This is a genomic window from Anaerococcus porci, assembly GCF_009696575.1.
Lineage (GTDB): Bacteria > Bacillota > Clostridia > Tissierellales > Peptoniphilaceae > Anaerococcus > Anaerococcus porci.
The window spans coordinates 149,265-167,516 of sequence record NZ_VULQ01000003.1 but is presented as its reverse complement, the minus strand read 5'-3'; the positions used below and the strand labels follow the sequence as shown (position 1 = coordinate 167,516).

Sequence of the window (18,252 nt, the reverse complement as noted above, 5' to 3'; positions counted from 1 at the left end):
TAATATCTTGTAAAAATCCCTTAAAAGATTTAAAAATAATTTATTTATATATAAAAGATAAGACTTAAAACAAGTCATCAATATTAAATTTATTTTCTATCATACCATTATCTAGCATGAAGTCCCTAGTTCTTTCAAATCCCTTTTTATCTTCTTCTTTTATTTCATTTGAAAAGTCATACATAGGATACATATAATCATATGCCTTATCATCAAGGTCAAGTTCTTTTTTGACAATTTCACGAGTTTTTTCAGGCTCTTCTTCCATAAAACCAAGAGTTTCATCGTGGGCTTCTTTTAGAGCATTTATAACATCTGGGTGATTATTTATAAACTTATCGCTAGAAGCTACACAGATTATAGCATCAATTAAGCCCTTACCATTTACTACTTCATTTAAGCCGGCTTCTTTTGCCTTGTAAGCTGCAACTCCACCTAAAAGTGCTACATCTAAGTTACCAGATTCAAGGGCTAAGCCTGCATCAGGAATAGACATATTAGAAAACTCTACATCCTTATCAGTCATACCATTAAGCCAAAGGTAGGATAAAAGAAGTTGATGAAGGTTGGTTCCAACAGGGCCTCCGATTTTTTTGCCCCTTAAATCATCTTGGTTTTTGATAGAATTATCCTTAGAAAATATAGAGAAAGCTTCAGGAGCTCTTGAATACATATTTATGACTTTTAAATCTTGACCATTTGACTTGGCAAGAACAGCAGATGATCCCCCTAGACCAAAAAGTATGTCTACATCTCCACTTGCTAAGGCTTGGGTTTGGTCTGCACCGCTCGTTATCTCCTTGTAGTTAATTTTAACTCCTGGAAGGTGTTTTTGGAAAAAAGCCTTGTTTTTTTCTACAATTGATGGGACATTGAGTGGTGCAGTTACATAGCTGATATTAAGCTCATCAATGGAAAATTCATTTTTTGTTTCACGTGAAACATCATTTGATGTGGCATTGTCATTAGTGTTTTGCTTTGAACAAGCTGAAACACTTAGTATAAGTACAAAAATAGATAATATTTTTAATATTTTATTTTTCATTTTCTCCTCCTATTATCTTTTTAAAATATGATTTTAGCCCTTCATAGTTCCAGCTTTTTTCAGCTAAGTTAAGTTTTGAAACAATCTTTCCCTTTTTCATAATAAAAATTATCTCACCTAAGTTAAGGGCTTCATTTAAATCGTGACTTACAAATAAAAAACCAGTATTTGCCTTTTTTATATAAGAAAGAAGCTCAATTTCAAGTTCTTCCTTTTTTACCTGGTCAAGGGAGGCAAAAGGTTCATCCATCAAAAGAAAATCATTTGGATAGACAAAGGCTCTTGCAAGGTTTACCCTTGCCTTCATTCCTCCCGAAAGTTCACTTGGATAGGCATTTTTAAAATCGTCAAGTCCCATTATAGATATCCATCTATCAATCTTCTCATATAAAGGTTTATCTTTCATAGAAAAGGCTATATTTTCTCTTACATTAAGCCAAGGTAAGAGTCTTGGATTTTGGAAAACAAAAGATGTTTTAAGATTATCCTTTAAAATTTTCCCTTTATCTATGGGAATAAGTCCCCCTATAGCTTTAAGTAGAGTAGACTTTCCACAAGCAGATGGACCTATAAGGACATTTCTTTTACATATATCTATGTCAAGTGTAATACCATCAAGGGCTCTTATTATCTTTTTATCTAGATAATAGTTTTTTCTGACATCTTTAAGTTTCATTTCTTAAATCTCCTTTCAATACTATTTTTGAAAGCTTAGCCAATAAATAGTCTGTAAAAAGTCCTAAAAATCCTATTACAATTAGGGACACTAAGACTTTATCTGTTCTTGACATCTGCCTAGAAAAGTTTAAAAGATAGCCAAGACCTGAACTTGCTGCTATCATTTCTGCTGCGATAATTGATCTGTAGGCATATCCTAAAGAGATTCTAATCCCTGTATATATATCAGGAAGGCTTTGTGGAAGAATTACCTTCTTAAATATATCCATTTTATTATAAGAAAAGCTTAAAGCCATCTCTACAAGCTCTTTATCAAATCCTAAAAAACCCTTTTTCATATTTAAAAACAAGGGAAAGAAAGATGCCATAAAGACCATGATGATTTTTGTCCCTTCTCCTATACCAAGCCAGAGTATAAGTAAGGGAACAAGCCCCAATGGTGGGATATTTTTTAAGAAATTTAAGATTCCATCGAGGTAGGAAAAGACCTTAGCATTTAAAAAATAGCCTAAAGATAAGCCTAAGGCAGTAATAAAGGCTAAGATAAAGCCAAGTCCTATCCTAAATAAGCTCATATAGATATTGACAATAAGCGAACCATCTGCAATCATTTCTAGGAAACTTTTTAATACCATATAAGGTCCTGGAAGGTAGATTGGTGAAAAAATCTTAATCCTAAAGATAAATTCCCAAATAACTAATATCATGGTAAAAACTATTAAGTTTTTATAAATTGTATTTTTATTTTTCATAAAATCCCTCTTTTATTTTATAACAAGTGATATACTTTATCAATAAATAAGGTATTAGAATTACTTTCATTTTAATCTCCAAGACATTTTTATATTATTTATAACGATAAAACTAAGTGCAAAATATTATGTATAATTTTTCAAAATAAAGGAAGGTAAAAAAATCATCAAAATATTAAAATTTAATGATAAAAATATTGACTATGGAAAGTCAAAAAAGAATAATATAAGAGTAATATACAAACTTTTTCATTTGTATATGAGTAAAAAGCTATAATATCCGACTTTGCAAATGTAAAGGAATCAAAGTCGATTTTTTGTTTTTATTTGTGTGAATATGCTGGAATTTATTATAAAAGAGTGTATACCCATATTTAATTGAATAATTCTATAAAATAAAAAGCCAAACTTAAATTTATATGAATCCAAAAAATAAAATTTTATTTTTTGCCATACTTACAGTTTTTATAGTTAGAGTATATATTAATAAGATATTTTGCAAGATATAGAAAATTAATGAAATATAAAGCAAAGAGCATGTCACAATGAAATAACCACCTATCTCTATATATTATAAAACTCATGCAAAGAGATTATAATAATGCATTCTTGACAATTAAAGGGAGTATATATGTCAAAGTCAATAAAAAAATCAATATCATTTTTACTAGCATTCTTTATAATAATACAAACAATCAAACCGGATTTTACTGCAAGCGCTGACAAGATAGATGTAAACACCATAAAATTAGATGATAGCCTAAAAAAAGATGATCTTACTTATCTTTCTATTGAAAAAGCTCAACAACTTTATGATTTAAGTAATAAGGAAAGTGATAATAATAAATTTAATATAGGACTAGGAATTGATAAAAATACACGTGAATTTAGGCTTATTGTAAGAGATGAACTCAAATTATACGAAGATGGGTATTTTGAAAATGAAAGTCAAGCACAAGAAGAATATAATAGGGTAAAAGAAAATCTTAATAGTCAAGGACTTGATATATCAATATCAGTAATAAAAGATGAGAATGGATATAGGATAGTTAATGATAGTGCTTATGAAGAGATTGTAGATGGTAAAGAGGAAAAACCCTATGGACCTTATTATTCATATATAGACTTTAAAGTTTTAGATGACTTTGATTTTTCTAAAAACGGATATAGCCAATATGAAAAAGATAAAAATAAATTAGCTTTCAACCTAGAATTTGAAAGGTATGAGTCATTAGATCCTAGTTTTAACCTTTTCCAAATGGGTGAAGATGCAAGTATAAATATAAAAAATGATGGTCAAATATTTGCAACTATAAGCGATAATAAGTTATATATTTATGATACAAATTCCCTAAAGAATGACTATGATAAGCTTAAGCAATACCAATTAGAAAAAGAAAATAAAGAAGAAAGTAAGACAGAAGTTGTAAAAGAAGACAACAATAGCAGCAATGAAACTAAGGAGAACACAGACAAAGAAAATTCTACATCTACTCCAAGTAAAGAAGTTATAAAATTTGAAAATGATTCTGATACTGATTCATCTTTAAACCGTACAAGTAGCAATCCTTATGTTAAAAAAAGAGCAAAAAGAAGTCTGTTTAGTTTATATAGTAATGAAAATTATAAATTTGAAATTTATAAATATGATGAAGAAGATAATAGACCACTTGAAGGCGCAGAATTTGAATTACAATCAACAGATGGGAATTTTAAAAATATATATAGTTCAGATTCTAATGGTAAAGTTTTTATAGATAACTTAAAATCTGGAATATATAGCCTAATAGAAAAAACAGCTCCTTTAGGCTATCAAAAGATAAGCAAAAAATGGACTGTATTTGTTAATAGTCAAGGAAAGGTGTTTATAAATGAACTAGGAGAGCTTGCAGAAGAACCACAAATCCAATATAGAAGTAACTTGACTGATAATATAAGGATGTTAAATAGCTCTGAAATCAAAAGTACGAATCCAGTAAATACATCTAATGATACGAATAAATTTACTATAGATTTGGATTTGCAATTAAATACAAGTGCAAAGGAAGGAGATTACTTTACACTAGATGTATCAGACACCCTTCATTATAATATGATTCAGCCAGATAAGCTTAACTATCCTAATATTCTTACATCTGATGGAGTGATTTTAGCTTATCCAGTTATTAATCCATCTTTTGATATAGAAAGAGGAACCAATAAAAAAATAAGCTATGTATTTACAAATGCTATAGAGGGACTTCAATCTGTTGACATGAAATTACATTTAGAGCATTCAGTAAATGTGAATGTGGCATATTATAATAAGGACTATGACTTTTATGTAAGTATAGGGGATCAAAGATTATCAAAGAGAGTTTATGCTAAACACACCAACGTTTCTGTAGGTAAAAATAATATATCAAATATCAAGGCTGCATATGAATATGTTAATGATCAAAATGGAAGGTATGTACAACTAGCTTATATTAATCCTCTTTCAAGGAATATAAGTGGACAAGCTCAAATACAAGTATATCCTGCAAGTCCTAATTCTCAATATATAAATACTGCTAACTTATCTGATGAAAAGACAACTATAAAATTATACAAATTTGTAGGAAATTATCTGCCAGATGCTGTAATAATGGACCATAGTCAATTTGAAGAAGTAAATCCTAGTAGCTATACTGTTAGATACGATTATTCTTTTGCTACCCCAACAGCAATAATTGACATTAAAAACAATATAGGAACATCTACTTATCTTTTAAGAGTAGAAAGTGAGTTGGATTTAGATGTCCAAAATCCAGATAGAAAACCTCAAGGTCCAATACAAACTATAGTTTTTAGCAAGGGTGGGGATGCTACAAGTCCTAAAGATGTAATAGGTAAAACAAATGCAATCTTGGTACAAGGTTCATCTGCTAGTGGTAGTGGTGATTATGAAAAACCAATTTTAAAGGTTCCAAATAAAAAACAGATAGGCGAATTTAAAATAATAAAAAAGGACAAAAAAGATAATTTCTTAGCTGGTGTCAGATTTCAATTGATGGATGAAAAAGGCAATATCAAAAGGGAAGAAAAAACAGGCGAAAATGGAGAAATTATCTTTAAAAACTTAGCCTATGGTAGGTATTGGCTAAAAGAAATACAATCACTTCCTGGCTATATTGTAGATAAGAAACCTATACCAATCAACATAGGTACTGAATTCTCTACCAAAATTGAAGAAGGATATGCACCTAAAGATGTTTCAGATTTATTTATATTAGATAAGAGTGAGTCTTCTATGACATCAACAGAAAATGATGAAAATGTTGTAAAGCCTAATATGGGAGAAGGAATATCAATAAATCTTTATTATAAATTAGATAAAGGAACTAAAATCAATCCAGGAGATACTTTTACATTAAAGTATTCAGATAATGTAGATATAGATGGGATTGGTTACTTAGGAGATGATCAACTAGATATTTATTCTCAAGCTGGCAAACTTGCAAGTGCAAAGATAAATGAAGATAGAAAGTCTATTACCTTTACCTTTACCGATTATGTAAAATATTATAGTGTTGATTATATAAGTATAAATACACATATGTATATAGATAGGCTAAAAATCAAAAATGATACATCAAATGTTGGAATAAGTGCTTCAATAGCAAATCAAGTATTTTCTGATTATATAAATGTAAGTTATGAATCTGGCTATGATCCATCTGTAAAGGTAAAAAATTATATGACCAAGCTAAATATTTCAAATAAGGAATTTACATCGGTTATATATGTTAACTGGCAAAAGGAAAATACATTTAATAAGACTTTATATTTTTATAGTGAAGATGCAGATATAGATATTACAAGCGTTAGAAAATATAGGGTAAATAATATCAATGCCTTACCAGACTCTTATGGAATAGATTTTGATAATTTAGCTAATGATAGAAATTTCACCTACTTAAATAATAAATTTTATAATGGAGCAAGTCCAGGTGGAGTAAAATTTATAAAGATGATACTTGGAGATCAAAATGATTACAATGATTACCAAAGTAATGAAACATATCTTATTGAAGTAAAGGGAAAAGTTACAAGTGAAAATGCTAAACAATTAAAAACTACTGTTGAATACAATAGGTTCTCAAATAAAAGGTATTATTATAATAATTACAACTATTACGCATATTATGATCCTAAAGATGAAATAATAGATCAATCCTATACCTACTCAATATTCCATGAATCATCTGCAGAGGGTGGAGGAATAGTTTCACTTGAGTTAGAAAATAATGTAAATAAAATTGTATTTACCAAGGTATCTGATACACAAAAAACTTCAGATGAAGAAAATCCTCAAAACCAACCTACGAACAATGCACTAGAAGGTGTTTCATTTGAACTTAGAAAAGATGGAGAAGTGCTATCAGATTCTAAAAGAGTATCAGATAAAAATGGAAACTTCTCTTATGAGAAATTAGCTAGTGGTTCCTATGAGCTGTGGGAGACAGAAAGTTTAGATGGATATTCATTACCAAAAGAAGCTGTATCAAGCTTTGATGTAGATAGTGAAGGCAATATTATAAATATCAAGGATAACACAACAGTCATAGTAAATAAAAAACTTAAAGCAAATATATTATTTGAAAAAGTTGATAGTGATAATATAGAGAATAAATTAAAAGGAGCAGAGTTTATCCTTGAAAAACAAGATGAAAATAGCAAATTCCATCCTATAAATGAGAATGGAGATTTTGTAGAAAAACAAGAAGATGCGTATAAGGTAGAAAGTGACAGTTCTGGTAGATTTGGATTTCGAGAACTAGATGATGGAATTTATAGAATTAAAGAAGTAAAGGCTAAATTTGGTTACAAATTACCAGAAGATGCATACTTATATGAATTTAAAGTTGAGAAAGCAAAGATATATCCTATAGATTTAAAAGAAAATAAAGTATCTGAAAAGGCATTAGTAAATGATGATAATAACCCTATAATTATAAAAAATAACAGAGAAGAATATCCATTTACTGGTGGAAAGGGAACAATATTATTTAGCATAGTTGGACTTATAGTTATGCTTTTTGCAGTAAGTTCTTATACTATTAGAAAAAAACCTATAAAGTAATATAAAAAGTGGCTGTTGCAAAAGTCAATTCATTATTTTGCAATAGCCACTTTTATTTTATCTATACACCTATTTAAATGTAAGAGAGTTTATTATATTTGAGTTTAAAAGGATGGTTTTAGCTGTATTTTTTAAAGGTCCTGTAAGAATCATAGAAACAAAATAGTCACCTTCTTCAAAGACCACCTTTTCTCCTTCAAGAGAGAATTGCTCTGTATAGATTCTAGCTTTTGACCTGAGGAAGGTCTTATCATTAATCTTCTCTTCAGTAATCTTTCCCATAGAAGTTATATAGGAAGGAGGAATTGATGTACCTTGGCTTTTGTTAAAAGCATCTTTAATTGTCATATTTTCCTCTTTTTTAATCTTTGAAACAATGACTTGATTTATAGTTTTTCCTGAAACTTGTTTTTCAAAAACTGTCAAAAGGTCTGATTTTTGGGTATTCTCCATATCGGCTGGGATTTTAAAAGAGAAATTTCCCATATTTATTTTTTTTGTAGCATATAGATTTATTTTATCTCCATAGTCTTTAAAGGACTTACTTACTATAGGAACATCTTCACTTTCTGGATAGGATGTTGAAAGAAGATCTGACATTATGAAAGAAGAATCGTCTGATTTTTCCTTATTTTCTATTATTTCAAAATTAATAATATTTGCAGGAGTAGCTACATACATGTTGGTATAGGAAAATTTATTGTCTTCTATTATAGAATAGGCTGCATTTTTATAATCACTATAAAGATTTACTACAGGCTGGGTAATATTTTTTCCGTCTTTTGCCTTATCCATTGTATTTTTTGAAGAAAATTCAAGTAACTTTTCTTTTAGTTCATTTTCTGAGTAATCTCCATCCTTAAAAAGCTTATCTATTTTTATAGATATCTCATAGTCATCTGACTCAGGAAAGTCTATTACATAAGAATTATCATTTGAAAAAACTAGGGATCTATTAGGTATTCTTATATTATACATTGAGATAAAAAGATTTTTGTTATAATCAAGATTTTTAAGTTCTTCTTTCTCATAAGCCATATCTTTATTTGAATTTACATCAGATGGGTAATCTCCAAGCATCCTATCTACATAAAGAGATTTATCTCTTTTATATCCATCCATATAATCATAGGCATATTCGAGCTTGTTGTTTTTTTTATTCTTCTTATTTTTCTTATCATCAGAGCTTTTTATTGAACTTACAGGATTTTTAGATAAGTTATTGCTGTAAGAATTCTCCTTTGTTTTACCAGTGCAAGATACTAGAAAAACAAGAGAAAGAATTATAAATATTTTTTTCATAAAACCACCTTTTATTTTATACCTAATGATTATATCATAAATTTGAAAAAATCAAAGTTTAAATGCTTTTCTATTTCTTGTAAATTTCTTTAATTTTGTTATAGATTTTGGTAAAATGTATTTGTAGCAAACGTTTCTATAATCTTAAAAGGAGAAAAAATGAATAGAGATTTAGGTATTAACTTATGTAGGGTAACAGAAGCCGCAGCCCTAGGCTCTGCTAAATATTTGGGTCAAGGTAGGAAAAATGAATCTGATAATATAGCAGTAGATCAAATGAGGGCTATGTTTACCTATCTTGGTATTAATGGAAAAGTTGTTATAGGAGAAGGTGAGATAGATGAAGCACCTATGTTATACATAGGAGAAGAAATAGGCAATATGCATGAAGATGATGTGGTAGACATTGCAGTAGATCCTATAGATGGCACTTCATCACTTGCCAATGGTGCCTCTAACTCCATTTCGGTAATAGCAGTTGCACCAAAAGGTTGTATTTTAAATGCACCTGATGTATATATGAATAAGATTGCAACTGGATCTAAGGCTAAGGGATTTATAGATATTAACAAGTCCGTTAAGGAAAATATAGAAAATGTTGCCAAAGCTCTTGATAAAAAGATTTCCGATATAACTGTATCAGTCTTGAATAGACCAAGGCATGAAAAATTAGTAGAAGAAATAAGAGCCACAGGAGCAAGAATTTCCATGGTAGAAGATGGGGATGTTCTTACAGCTATTGCAACAGAACTATCTTGTGGGAAGATTGATTTGATTATGGGAATAGGAGGTGCTCCAGAAGGAGTAATAGCAGCAGCAGCTCTTAAGTGTTTAGGAGGAGACTTCCAAGGAGTCTTTGCCCCATCTGATTCAAAGCAAGTTAAAAGATGTATAAAAATGGGCGTAGACTTTGACAAGGTATATAAGATAGAAGATTTAGTAAAGGGAGATGATGTGCTCTTTGCAGCCACAGGAATTACAGACGGAACTTTCCTTAAGGGAGTATCTTACATGAAAAATAATATGGCAAAGACTGAATCTCTCCTACTTAGGTTACCTTCAGGAACTATTAGATTTATAAACTCAGTTCACAAGCTTAATCAAAAACTTGACCAAAAATAGTTAAGTAAGAAAACTTATAAATATAAGAAAGAAAGAAATAAAAAAGACTGTCTGGGCTGATTTTTTATAAATTAGCTCAGATCTTTTGACAAGCATTAAAGATAGGAGCATAAGTCCTATGCTCACAGACTTTGTTAGGAGATTTTTCTCAAAAATAAAATTCATACTGATAATGGCTATGTATATAAGTAATATTCCTATTATTATATTAATTTGTAATTTAAAAGATTTCATAACTGCTTCCTTATGGGATATTATTTTAGGTATTTAGTAAATGATAACTATTATCAAACAAATTATAACCTGCTTCTTTCCTAATGTCAAGTGGTGGAAGATGTTAATTTGTAAAGAAAATTTTATAGATATTTATTATGCTTGTCTGACAATCTAAGCTTATCATTTTAAGAAAAAAATATCTATAAAATCATAATAATTGGGTAATATATATTTATAGTGTCAGTATGTTATAATATTACTGTACATATTAGGAGGTGAATGATGGCAAGTGAAGTTTTAAATCAAGTTAAAGAAGCTGAAATTAAGGCTGATAAACTTGTAGACGATGCCAAGAAAAAAGCCAAAGATATAATTGATGCTGCCAAAAAGGAGTCGGAGATTGAATCTTTAAAGGCAATTGATGCTGCCAAAACCCATGCTAAAGATATAAAAGATAAGGCTAAGGCTAAGGCAGAAGATGATAAAAAGCCAGTTATAGCTAAGGCCAATGAAGATAGTGAAGAAATTAAAAATAGGGATCAAGGAGAAATTGATGACCTTCTAGAAATTTTGGTAGAAAGGATAGTAGCAAATGGCAATAGTTAAAATGGATAAGTTTAATCTTTTTTCCTTTGAATATGATAGAAGCCTGCTTCTTGATATATTGCAAAAGTTTAACTATGTTCATTTTAATGATCTTAAAGTCGATGATGATGAGGACTACTTAAAAGAGGTAGATAACTCTAATAGGCTACTTGAAATTGATGAGAATATTTCAAAACTTGATTATGCTATCTATTCTTTAGAAGAATATCTTGAAGATGGTAAAGTCAAATTAAATAAAAAGGATATGAGTATTGAAAATCTCAACAAGGAAGGTTTAAATTTTAGGTTTGATCAAATCTATCCAAAGCTTAAAGAAGACCTTGATTTAAGGGATAAGGCTAAGGATAAGATTAAAGAACTTAGGGCGAATAATGTTGAATTAGAACCTTTTAAAAACCTTGACCTTAGTGTAGAAGAGATAGAACACTCTCATAGGTTTTATGTAGAAATTGGTACAATTACAGATCAATTTTATAAGGACTTTGATAAAGACCTAGTTAAAGAGAATTTTTCTCAATCCTTTGTAGTCGAAATTTTAAAAAGGGATAATGTAAATTTCTTATATGCAATATCAAGCCTTGAAGAAAGTGATAGATTTAAACTCTTTCTTAGAGATCATGGTTTTTCTAAGTCTATTATTAAGACTAGAAAAAAAGCAAATGAACAAATTTATTTAAATAATAAAAAAATTGAGGAAGAAGAAAAAAAATTAAGAGATAATGAGAAAAGGATTAAAGATTTTATAGAGCTTTTGCCTGATCTTTACCTTTATAAAACCTATCTTGAAAACTTAAGAAGAAAAGAAGCTTCAAGTGAGTATTTTCTAAAGACTAAAAGAGTTGATATGATTGAAGGTTATATACCAAGAAACTTAAATAAAAAGTTTAAAGACGATCTAGATCAAGCCTTAGGAGATGGATACTTACTAGAAATAAATGAAGCAGAAAGGGATGACTCTGATGTACCAATAATTTTGGATAATCCTAAGTTAATTGATCCATACGAGTCTATAGTAGAAACCTACTCCCTACCTAAGTACAACGAAGTTGACCCAACTCTTTTGGTTTCAATCTTCTATACTATTTTTACAGGTTTCATGCTTGGGGACTTTGGTTATGGACTTTTATTATTTTTGGGAACCTTGATTTTACCAAAAGTAGTTGACCTTCCAAAATCAACCCTTAAAATGGTAAGACTTTTTAAAAGAGTAGGACTTTCAGCTTGTGTGTTTGGATTAATATTTGGTTCCTTTTTTGGTGGAATTATACCAATACCAGGACTTATAGATACACAAAAAGACTTTAACACTCTTATGATAATTTCACTTATCATAGGTGGTATTTCCTTATTTACTGCTCTTGGAGTAAAGGCCTATATGCTAATTAGAGATGGAGATCCACTAGGTGCTATATTTGATGTATTATTTTGGTATATGGCAGTAGGTGGAGCAATAGCATGGTTTTTACTAGAAAATGAAGCAAAAAAGATTGCTATGATAGTAATGGTAGTAGGTATGGTAGGTATAGTACTAACTGGAGGGCGTGAGAATAAAACGGTAGCTGGTAAAGCTGCTGGAGGTCTTTATTCTCTATATGGTATAAGTTCATGGATTGGAGATTTTGTTTCTTTTCTAAGACTTATGGCCCTTGTTCTTTCAGGTGGATTCGTAGCCTACTCAGTAAACCTAATTGTAGCAATGGTATGGTCAGCTGGAATTATAGGTAAGGTTGCTGGAGTTATAATATTTGTTGGATTCCAATTATTTAACCTATTTTTATCAACTCTTTCAGCCTATGTTCACTCACTTAGACTTATATATGTAGAAATGTTTAACAAGTTCTATGAGGGTGGAGGTAAGAAATTTAGACAAATGATAGAAGATAGTAAATTTATAAATATAATCAGAGGAGGATACAATGGTTGATTTTTTAATTCAAAATGGTGGAAAAATTATGGGTGCTGTAGGTGTTGCAATAGCAGTATTTTTATCAGGTATGGGATCTGCTAAAGGAACTGGTATGACAGGTGAGGCTGCAGCAGGACTTACAGTAGAAGAACCAGGAAAGTTTGGTAAGGCACTTGTACTTCAACTTTTACCAGGTACACAAGGACTTTATGGATTTGTAATTGGATTTATGATTTTAGGAAAACTAGGTGGAGATGTTTCATTTGAACAAGGACTTTATTATATATTTGCAGCACTTCCTATAGGTATGGTTGGATATTTCTCAGCTATAGCTCAAGCTAAGGTTGCAATAAGTGGTATGAATATCTTAGCCAAGAATGAGGACAACTTCGTACAAGGTATAGTATACGCCGTAATGGTAGAGTTATATGCAATTTTAGGTTTCGTAATTTCACTACTTCTAATAAATAAATAGTAAGGGTTTATTATGAGTAAGCTTGATTTATTATTAGATGGTATAAGAGAGGATTCCAAAAAGGAAGCAGATCATATACTAGCTAACGCTAATAAAAGAAGTGAAGAAATAAAAAAAGAATCAAAAGCTGATTCTGATAAAGAAGTTAAAAAAATAATAGATAATGCCGAAAAAGATGCAAAAAGAATTATAGAAAACTCAAAGGTAACTAGTGAAAGAGAGGCTCGTGATATAAAAATCAGGGCTAAAAATGAGCTAGTAGATGATATTTTAGATAAGCTTTTAGAAAAACTTAGAAAACTTGGTCCTAATGACTACAAAAAATTTGTAGAAAATAGGCTTAAAGAAATTGATGTTAATAATGGAGAAATTCTCCTACAAAAGGATATGAAATATCACTTTGATGAAAATAGCTTTAATGGTTTAAAATTATCTAAAGAAAGCGTAGATGAAGGCTTTGTAGTGAGAAGTGGAAAAATATCTTATGACAATAGGTATTCTTCCCTACTTAACTATGATAGGGATAATTTGGAAAAAATTATAGCAGATAGAATATTTAAGTGAGGTGATTAGATGGATAGAGAACAGTTTATCCGTGCTTCTGTAACAACAAGAGTATATGAAAAAAATCTCCTTACTTCAAATAATATTCAAAGACTAGTAGATAGCTCAAATCTTTCTGAAGCAATTTCCCTTTTAAATGACTCAAGTTATGGGGAGTTTATGAAGGATATAAATAGGAATGAAGAATATGAGAAGGCACTTTTATCTATGCTTAAAGAATCTTACAAAAAAATAAGAAAAATAAGCCCAGATAAAAATCTTATAGTATTTTTAGAAGAAAAATACAACTTTCACAACCTCAAAGTCTTAGTTAAAGAGCTAATCCAAGATGCCGATTATTCTACTGCCTACATGGATATAGGTACAATTGATTTATCAGCTATAAAAAAGGCTATAAAAAGCGATTTTAAGACTTTTGATGATGTGTATATAACATATGCTCAAAATGCCCTAGACTTATATGAAGATACAAAAGATCCACAAGATATAGACTTATCTCTTGATAGGAACTTTTATCAAAAGCTTCTTATAGATGCTAAAAATTTAGCTTTTGATTCATTAGTAGACTTTACTAGACAAAGAATTGACCTTGTCAATCTTAAGTCACTTTTGAGGATTAAGGGTCAAAATCAGTCTATAGACTTATTAAAAAAAGCCTTAATAGACGGTGGATTTATTAATAAGAATAATTTTATTCTTGGCTTTAACCAAGATATGGGTCTTTTAGCAAACTTTTTTATAAATGAAAAAACTTATCCTCTAGTAAAAAAGGCCCTTGATAGCAAGGATCTAAAAGAGGCTACAAGAATGATAGAAAAGGCTATAGATGATTATTTACTAGACTTTGCCAAAGACTCTAAGAAAGTTAGCTATGGACCAGAGGTTATGCTAGGATATTTGATAAATCGTGAAATGGAGATTAAAAATCTTAGGATAATTCTTGTGGCTAAGCAAAATATGCTTTCTAGAGAATTTATAGAAGAAAGGTTGCGTAATTTATATGTATAGGGTAGCCGTTATAGGAGATAAAGATTCAGTCCTAATGTTTAAAGCATTGGGAGTTGATGTATATATAGCAGTTGATGGAGATAGTGCAAAAAAAATTGTGAATAAACTTTCCAAAGAAGATGTTGGAGTTATATTCATAACAGAAGACTTTGCAAAAGAAATTCCAGAAACTATAGATAAGTACAGAGAAGAAATGACTCCAGCAATTATACTTATTCCATCCAACAAGGAAAATCTTGGACTTGGATTGGCAGATATCAATAAAAGTGTAGAAAAAGCTGTTGGAGCTAACATTTTGAACTAGAAGGAGACCAATTTGAATAAAGGTAAAATAACAAGAGTATCAGGTCCACTTATAGAAGCGAAAGGACTTACTGATGCCAATATCTATGATGTGGTCGAGGTTTCAAAAGATAAGCTCATCGGAGAAATAATAGAGATGAGGGGAGATGTTGCAAACATCCAAGTTTATGAGGAAACAACAGGAATAGGACCAGGAGATGAGGTGGTTTCTACTGGAGCACCCCTTTCAGTTGAGCTTGGACCAGGGCTTCTTGAAAGAATGTATGATGGAATCCAAAGACCTCTAGAAAAACTTGAGCTTTTGGCAGGAGAATTCCTCAAAAGAGGAGTTACAGCACCACCACTAGATAGGGAAAAACTATGGGAATTTAGACCAGTAGCAAAAGTAGGCGATGAGGTTAAACCAGGTTATGTCCTAGGCTTAGTAGACGAAACCACTGTAATAGAACACAAGATAATGGTTCCAAATGGAGTATTTGGAAAAGTTAAAGAGATAAAAGAAGGTGAATTTACAGTAGATAGCACCATTGCTATTATTGAAACTGAAGATGGGGATAAGGAACTTAACATGATCCAAAAATGGCCAGTAAGAAAAGCTAGACCATTTAAGAGGAAACTTGACCCAGACACACCACTTATAACAGGACAAAGAGTTATAGACACTTTCTTCCCTGTTGCAAAAGGAGGAGCTGCTGCTATACCTGGACCATTCGGATCAGGAAAGACTGTAATCCAACACCAAATTGCAAAATATGCAGATGCTGATGTTGTAGTTTATGTAGGTTGTGGAGAACGTGGCAATGAGATGACTGATGTATTGGATGAATTTCCAGAACTAGAGGATCCAAAAACAGGTGAATCTATCATGAAAAGGACAGTACTTATAGCAAATACATCAAACATGCCAGTAGCAGCAAGAGAGGCTAGTGTCTATACAGGTATAACACTAGCTGAGTACTACAGAGATATGGGCTACTCAGTAGCCTTAATGGCAGATTCAACATCAAGATGGGCTGAGGCACTTCGTGAGATGAGTGGTCGTTTGGAAGAGATGCCAGGAGATGAAGGTTTCCCAGCATATCTTGCTAGCCGTATAGCAGACTTTTATGAAAGAAGTGGAAAAGTTATAATAAATGGAAAAGATGATATTGAGGGCTCTCTATCAGTAATAGGAGCTGTATCTCCTCCAGGAGGAGACCTATCAGAGCCAGTAACCCAAGCAACCCTCCGTATAGTAAAGGTATTCTGGGGACTTGACTATGACCTTTCATACCAAAGACACTTTCCAGCTATCAATTGGCTAAATTCATATTCTCTATACCAAGATGAGATGGATAACCATATAGACAAGACTATAAATGAAGGATTTTCTAAAAATAGGATGAGGGCTATGAGCCTTCTACAACAAGAATCATCTCTTCAAGAGATAGTAAGACTTATAGGTCGTGATGGATTAAGTGATGATGATAAACTAAAGCTTAATACAACAAAATCACTAAGAGAAGACTTTCTTCAACAAAATGCTTTCCATGATACAGATGCTTTCTGTCCTATGCAAAAGCAAGATCTTATGCTTGATACAATCCTATATTTCTATGACAAATCTCTAGAAGCTCTATCAAATGGAGCAAATCTTGAACAATTAGAAAATTTGGATGTAAAAGAGAAAATTACAAGACTTAAACTTATAAAAGATGAAAATCTAGAAGAGTTTGACCAAATCAAAGAAGAGATAGATAAACAATGCAAAGAAGCTGAAGCTAAGGGGGATGATGAATAATGCTTAAAGAATATAAAAGTGTATCAGAAGTTGTAGGACCCCTAATGCTTGTAGAAGATGTAGAAGGGGTTGACTACGAAGAACTAGTAGATATAGAACTTCAAACAGGAGAAAGAAGAAGAGGAAGGGTTATAGAAGTTGATGAAAAAAACGCTATGGTTCAACTTTTTGAAGGCTCTTCTGGAATTAACCTTAAATCAACATCAGTAAGATTTCTAGGTAGGCCACTTGAACTTGGAGTAAGTGAAGATATGATAGGAAGGACTTTCAATGGTTTAGGCAGACCAATAGATGACGGTCCATCTATAATTCCTGAGGAAAAAAGAGACGTAAACGGGGTAGCAATAAATCCTGTAAGTCGTGACTATCCATCAGAATTTATTCAAACAGGTGTATCAACCATAGACGGACTTAACACCCTTGTTCGTGGACAAAAGCTTCCAATATTCTCAGCTTCAGGACTTCCACACAACAAGTTTGCAGCCCAAATTGCAAGACAAGCTAGAGTATTAAATGATAGTGAAGATTTCGCTGTAGTATTTGCAGCTATTGGTATAACTTTCGAAGAGGCACAATTTTTTAGAAAAGACTTTGAAAAAACAGGTGCCTTAGATAGGTCAGTAATGTTTATAAACCTTGCAGACGATCCTGCCATAGAACGTCTTTCTACACCAAAGATGGCTCTTACAGCAGCAGAATACCTTGCTTTTGAAAAAGATATGCAAGTATTAGTTATAATGACAGATATGACCAACTATGCAGAAGCTCTTCGTGAGGTATCAGCAGCAAGAAAAGAAGTTCCAGGACGTCGTGGATATCCAGGTTACCTTTATACAGACCTTGCAACTTTATATGAAAGAGCAGGAAAACTAAAGGGAAAACCAGGTACCATTACCCAAATTCCAATCTTAACTATGCCAGAAAATGATATAACCCACCCAATCCCAGACTTGACTGGATATATAACAGAAGGGCAAATCATTTTATCAAATGAGTTATACAATCAGGGTATCCAACCACCAGTATCAATCCTACCATCCCTATCAAGACTTAAGGATAAGGGTATAGGTGAGGGAAAAACTCGTGAAGATCATGCTGATACTATGAACCAAATCTATGCGGCATACGCATCAGGTGTTGATGCAAGAGAGCTTCAAAAAATCTTAGGTGATTCAGCCCTATCAAAGGCAGACTTAGCCTTTGCAGAATTTGCCAAGGAATTTGAAAATAGGTATATAAACCAAGGTTTCTATACAAATAGAACAATAGAAGAAACTTTAGATCTTGGTTGGCAACTTCTCAAAATCATACCAAAATCTGAACTTAAGAGAATTGATGACGAACTTATCGAAAAATATCTGGACACTGATAAGACAAAAGAGGAGAATTAG

At 31.3% G+C, this 18,252-nt stretch carries 14 protein-coding genes; 10 read left to right on the top strand and 4 right to left on the bottom strand.

All coding sequences use genetic code 11. The features are described 5' to 3' along the window. Window positions 1–64 precede the first annotated feature (64 nt). From FYJ26_RS03865 to FYJ26_RS03855, 3 genes are read right to left on the bottom strand one after another with little or no spacing between them, the layout of a single operon-like run. Window positions 65–1,045, bottom strand: a complete 981-nt coding sequence (locus tag FYJ26_RS03865; protein ID WP_154539789.1) for an ABC transporter substrate-binding protein — start codon at window positions 1,043–1,045, stop codon at window positions 65–67. Then, window positions 1,035–1,721, bottom strand: a complete 687-nt coding sequence (locus FYJ26_RS03860) for an ABC transporter ATP-binding protein (protein ID WP_154539787.1) — start codon at window positions 1,719–1,721, stop codon at window positions 1,035–1,037. The genes FYJ26_RS03865 and FYJ26_RS03860 overlap by 11 nt, the downstream gene beginning before the upstream one ends. After that, the gene (locus FYJ26_RS03855; protein ID WP_154539785.1) at window positions 1,711–2,475 is read right to left on the bottom strand and encodes an ABC transporter permease; all 765 of its coding nucleotides are present in this window, start codon (window positions 2,473–2,475) and stop codon (window positions 1,711–1,713) included. Before FYJ26_RS03855 ends, FYJ26_RS03860 begins: the two co-directional genes overlap by 11 nt. Window positions 2,476–3,106: 631 nt before the next feature. On the opposite strand from FYJ26_RS03855, the gene FYJ26_RS03850 reads away from it, so the two are divergent. Beyond that, on the top strand, window positions 3,107–7,579 hold the full coding sequence (locus FYJ26_RS03850) for a SpaA isopeptide-forming pilin-related protein (protein WP_154539783.1): 4,473 nt from the start codon (window positions 3,107–3,109) through the stop codon (window positions 7,577–7,579). Between the two features lie 69 nt (window positions 7,580–7,648). On the opposite strand, the gene FYJ26_RS03845 is transcribed toward FYJ26_RS03850, so the two are convergent. Then, window positions 7,649–8,881: a hypothetical protein gene (locus FYJ26_RS03845; protein WP_154539781.1), complete on the bottom strand. Its 1,233-nt coding sequence runs from the start codon at window positions 8,879–8,881 to the stop codon at window positions 7,649–7,651. A 159-nt stretch (window positions 8,882–9,040) separates the two neighbouring features. On the opposite strand from FYJ26_RS03845, the gene glpX reads away from it, so the two are divergent. The 9 genes from glpX to FYJ26_RS03800 all read left to right on the top strand — a co-directional run bounded on the left by glpX (window position 9,041) and on the right by FYJ26_RS03800 (window position 18,252). Next, window positions 9,041–10,003 (top strand): class II fructose-bisphosphatase, encoded by a 963-nt coding sequence (glpX, locus tag FYJ26_RS03840; RefSeq protein WP_154539779.1) that lies wholly within the window; start codon window positions 9,041–9,043, stop codon window positions 10,001–10,003. A 498-nt stretch (window positions 10,004–10,501) separates the two neighbouring features. Next, window positions 10,502–10,825, top strand: coding sequence for a V-type ATP synthase subunit H (locus tag FYJ26_RS03835; RefSeq protein ID WP_154539921.1), 324 nt, complete (start codon window positions 10,502–10,504; stop codon window positions 10,823–10,825). Beyond that, window positions 10,812–12,749, top strand: coding sequence for a V-type ATP synthase subunit I (locus FYJ26_RS03830; RefSeq protein WP_154539777.1), 1,938 nt, complete (start codon window positions 10,812–10,814; stop codon window positions 12,747–12,749). Before FYJ26_RS03835 ends, FYJ26_RS03830 begins: the two co-directional genes overlap by 14 nt. Further along, window positions 12,742–13,206 carry a V-type ATP synthase subunit K gene (locus FYJ26_RS03825; RefSeq protein WP_154539775.1) on the top strand — a complete coding sequence of 155 codons (465 nt, stop codon included), beginning with the start codon at window positions 12,742–12,744 and terminating at the stop codon, window positions 13,204–13,206. The genes FYJ26_RS03830 and FYJ26_RS03825 overlap by 8 nt, the downstream gene beginning before the upstream one ends. Window positions 13,207–13,218: 12 nt before the next feature. After that, window positions 13,219–13,770 carry a V-type ATP synthase subunit E gene (locus FYJ26_RS03820; protein WP_154539773.1) on the top strand — a complete coding sequence of 184 codons (552 nt, stop codon included), beginning with the start codon at window positions 13,219–13,221 and terminating at the stop codon, window positions 13,768–13,770. Between the two features lie 9 nt (window positions 13,771–13,779). Then, complete coding sequence (locus tag FYJ26_RS03815) at window positions 13,780–14,778, top strand: V-type ATP synthase subunit C (protein WP_154539771.1); 999 nt, start codon at window positions 13,780–13,782, stop codon at window positions 14,776–14,778. Then, a complete protein-coding gene (locus FYJ26_RS03810) occupies window positions 14,771–15,082 on the top strand; it encodes a V-type ATP synthase subunit F (RefSeq protein ID WP_154539769.1) in 312 nt (103 codons plus the stop codon). Before FYJ26_RS03815 ends, FYJ26_RS03810 begins: the two co-directional genes overlap by 8 nt. Before the next feature lie 12 nt (window positions 15,083–15,094). Continuing rightward, on the top strand, window positions 15,095–16,861 hold the full coding sequence (locus FYJ26_RS03805) for a V-type ATP synthase subunit A (RefSeq protein ID WP_154539767.1): 1,767 nt from the start codon (window positions 15,095–15,097) through the stop codon (window positions 16,859–16,861). After that, window positions 16,861–18,252 (top strand): V-type ATP synthase subunit B, encoded by a 1,392-nt coding sequence (locus FYJ26_RS03800; RefSeq protein WP_154539765.1) that lies wholly within the window; start codon window positions 16,861–16,863, stop codon window positions 18,250–18,252. Before FYJ26_RS03805 ends, FYJ26_RS03800 begins: the two co-directional genes overlap by 1 nt.

What these genes read in the sequence shown, in the direction of transcription:
- FYJ26_RS03800 (WP_154539765.1), top strand. Translation starts at nt 16,861, where the DNA reads ATGCTTAAAGAATATAAAAGTGTATCAGAAGTTGTAGGACCCCTAATG.
- FYJ26_RS03860 (WP_154539787.1), bottom strand. Translation starts at nt 1,721, where the DNA reads ATGAAACTTAAAGATGTCAGAAAAAACTATTATCTAGATAAAAAGATA.
- FYJ26_RS03820 (WP_154539773.1), top strand. Translation starts at nt 13,219, where the DNA reads ATGAGTAAGCTTGATTTATTATTAGATGGTATAAGAGAGGATTCCAAA.
- FYJ26_RS03835 (WP_154539921.1), top strand. Translation starts at nt 10,502, where the DNA reads ATGGCAAGTGAAGTTTTAAATCAAGTTAAAGAAGCTGAAATTAAGGCT.
- FYJ26_RS03825 (WP_154539775.1), top strand. Translation starts at nt 12,742, where the DNA reads ATGGTTGATTTTTTAATTCAAAATGGTGGAAAAATTATGGGTGCTGTA.
- FYJ26_RS03845 (WP_154539781.1), bottom strand. Translation starts at nt 8,881, where the DNA reads ATGAAAAAAATATTTATAATTCTTTCTCTTGTTTTTCTAGTATCTTGC.
- FYJ26_RS03850 (WP_154539783.1), top strand. Translation starts at nt 3,107, where the DNA reads ATGTCAAAGTCAATAAAAAAATCAATATCATTTTTACTAGCATTCTTT.
- glpX (WP_154539779.1), top strand. Translation starts at nt 9,041, where the DNA reads ATGAATAGAGATTTAGGTATTAACTTATGTAGGGTAACAGAAGCCGCA.
- FYJ26_RS03830 (WP_154539777.1), top strand. Translation starts at nt 10,812, where the DNA reads ATGGCAATAGTTAAAATGGATAAGTTTAATCTTTTTTCCTTTGAATAT.
- FYJ26_RS03810 (WP_154539769.1), top strand. Translation starts at nt 14,771, where the DNA reads ATGTATAGGGTAGCCGTTATAGGAGATAAAGATTCAGTCCTAATGTTT.
- FYJ26_RS03865 (WP_154539789.1), bottom strand. Translation starts at nt 1,045, where the DNA reads ATGAAAAATAAAATATTAAAAATATTATCTATTTTTGTACTTATACTA.
- FYJ26_RS03815 (WP_154539771.1), top strand. Translation starts at nt 13,780, where the DNA reads ATGGATAGAGAACAGTTTATCCGTGCTTCTGTAACAACAAGAGTATAT.
- FYJ26_RS03855 (WP_154539785.1), bottom strand. Translation starts at nt 2,475, where the DNA reads ATGAAAAATAAAAATACAATTTATAAAAACTTAATAGTTTTTACCATG.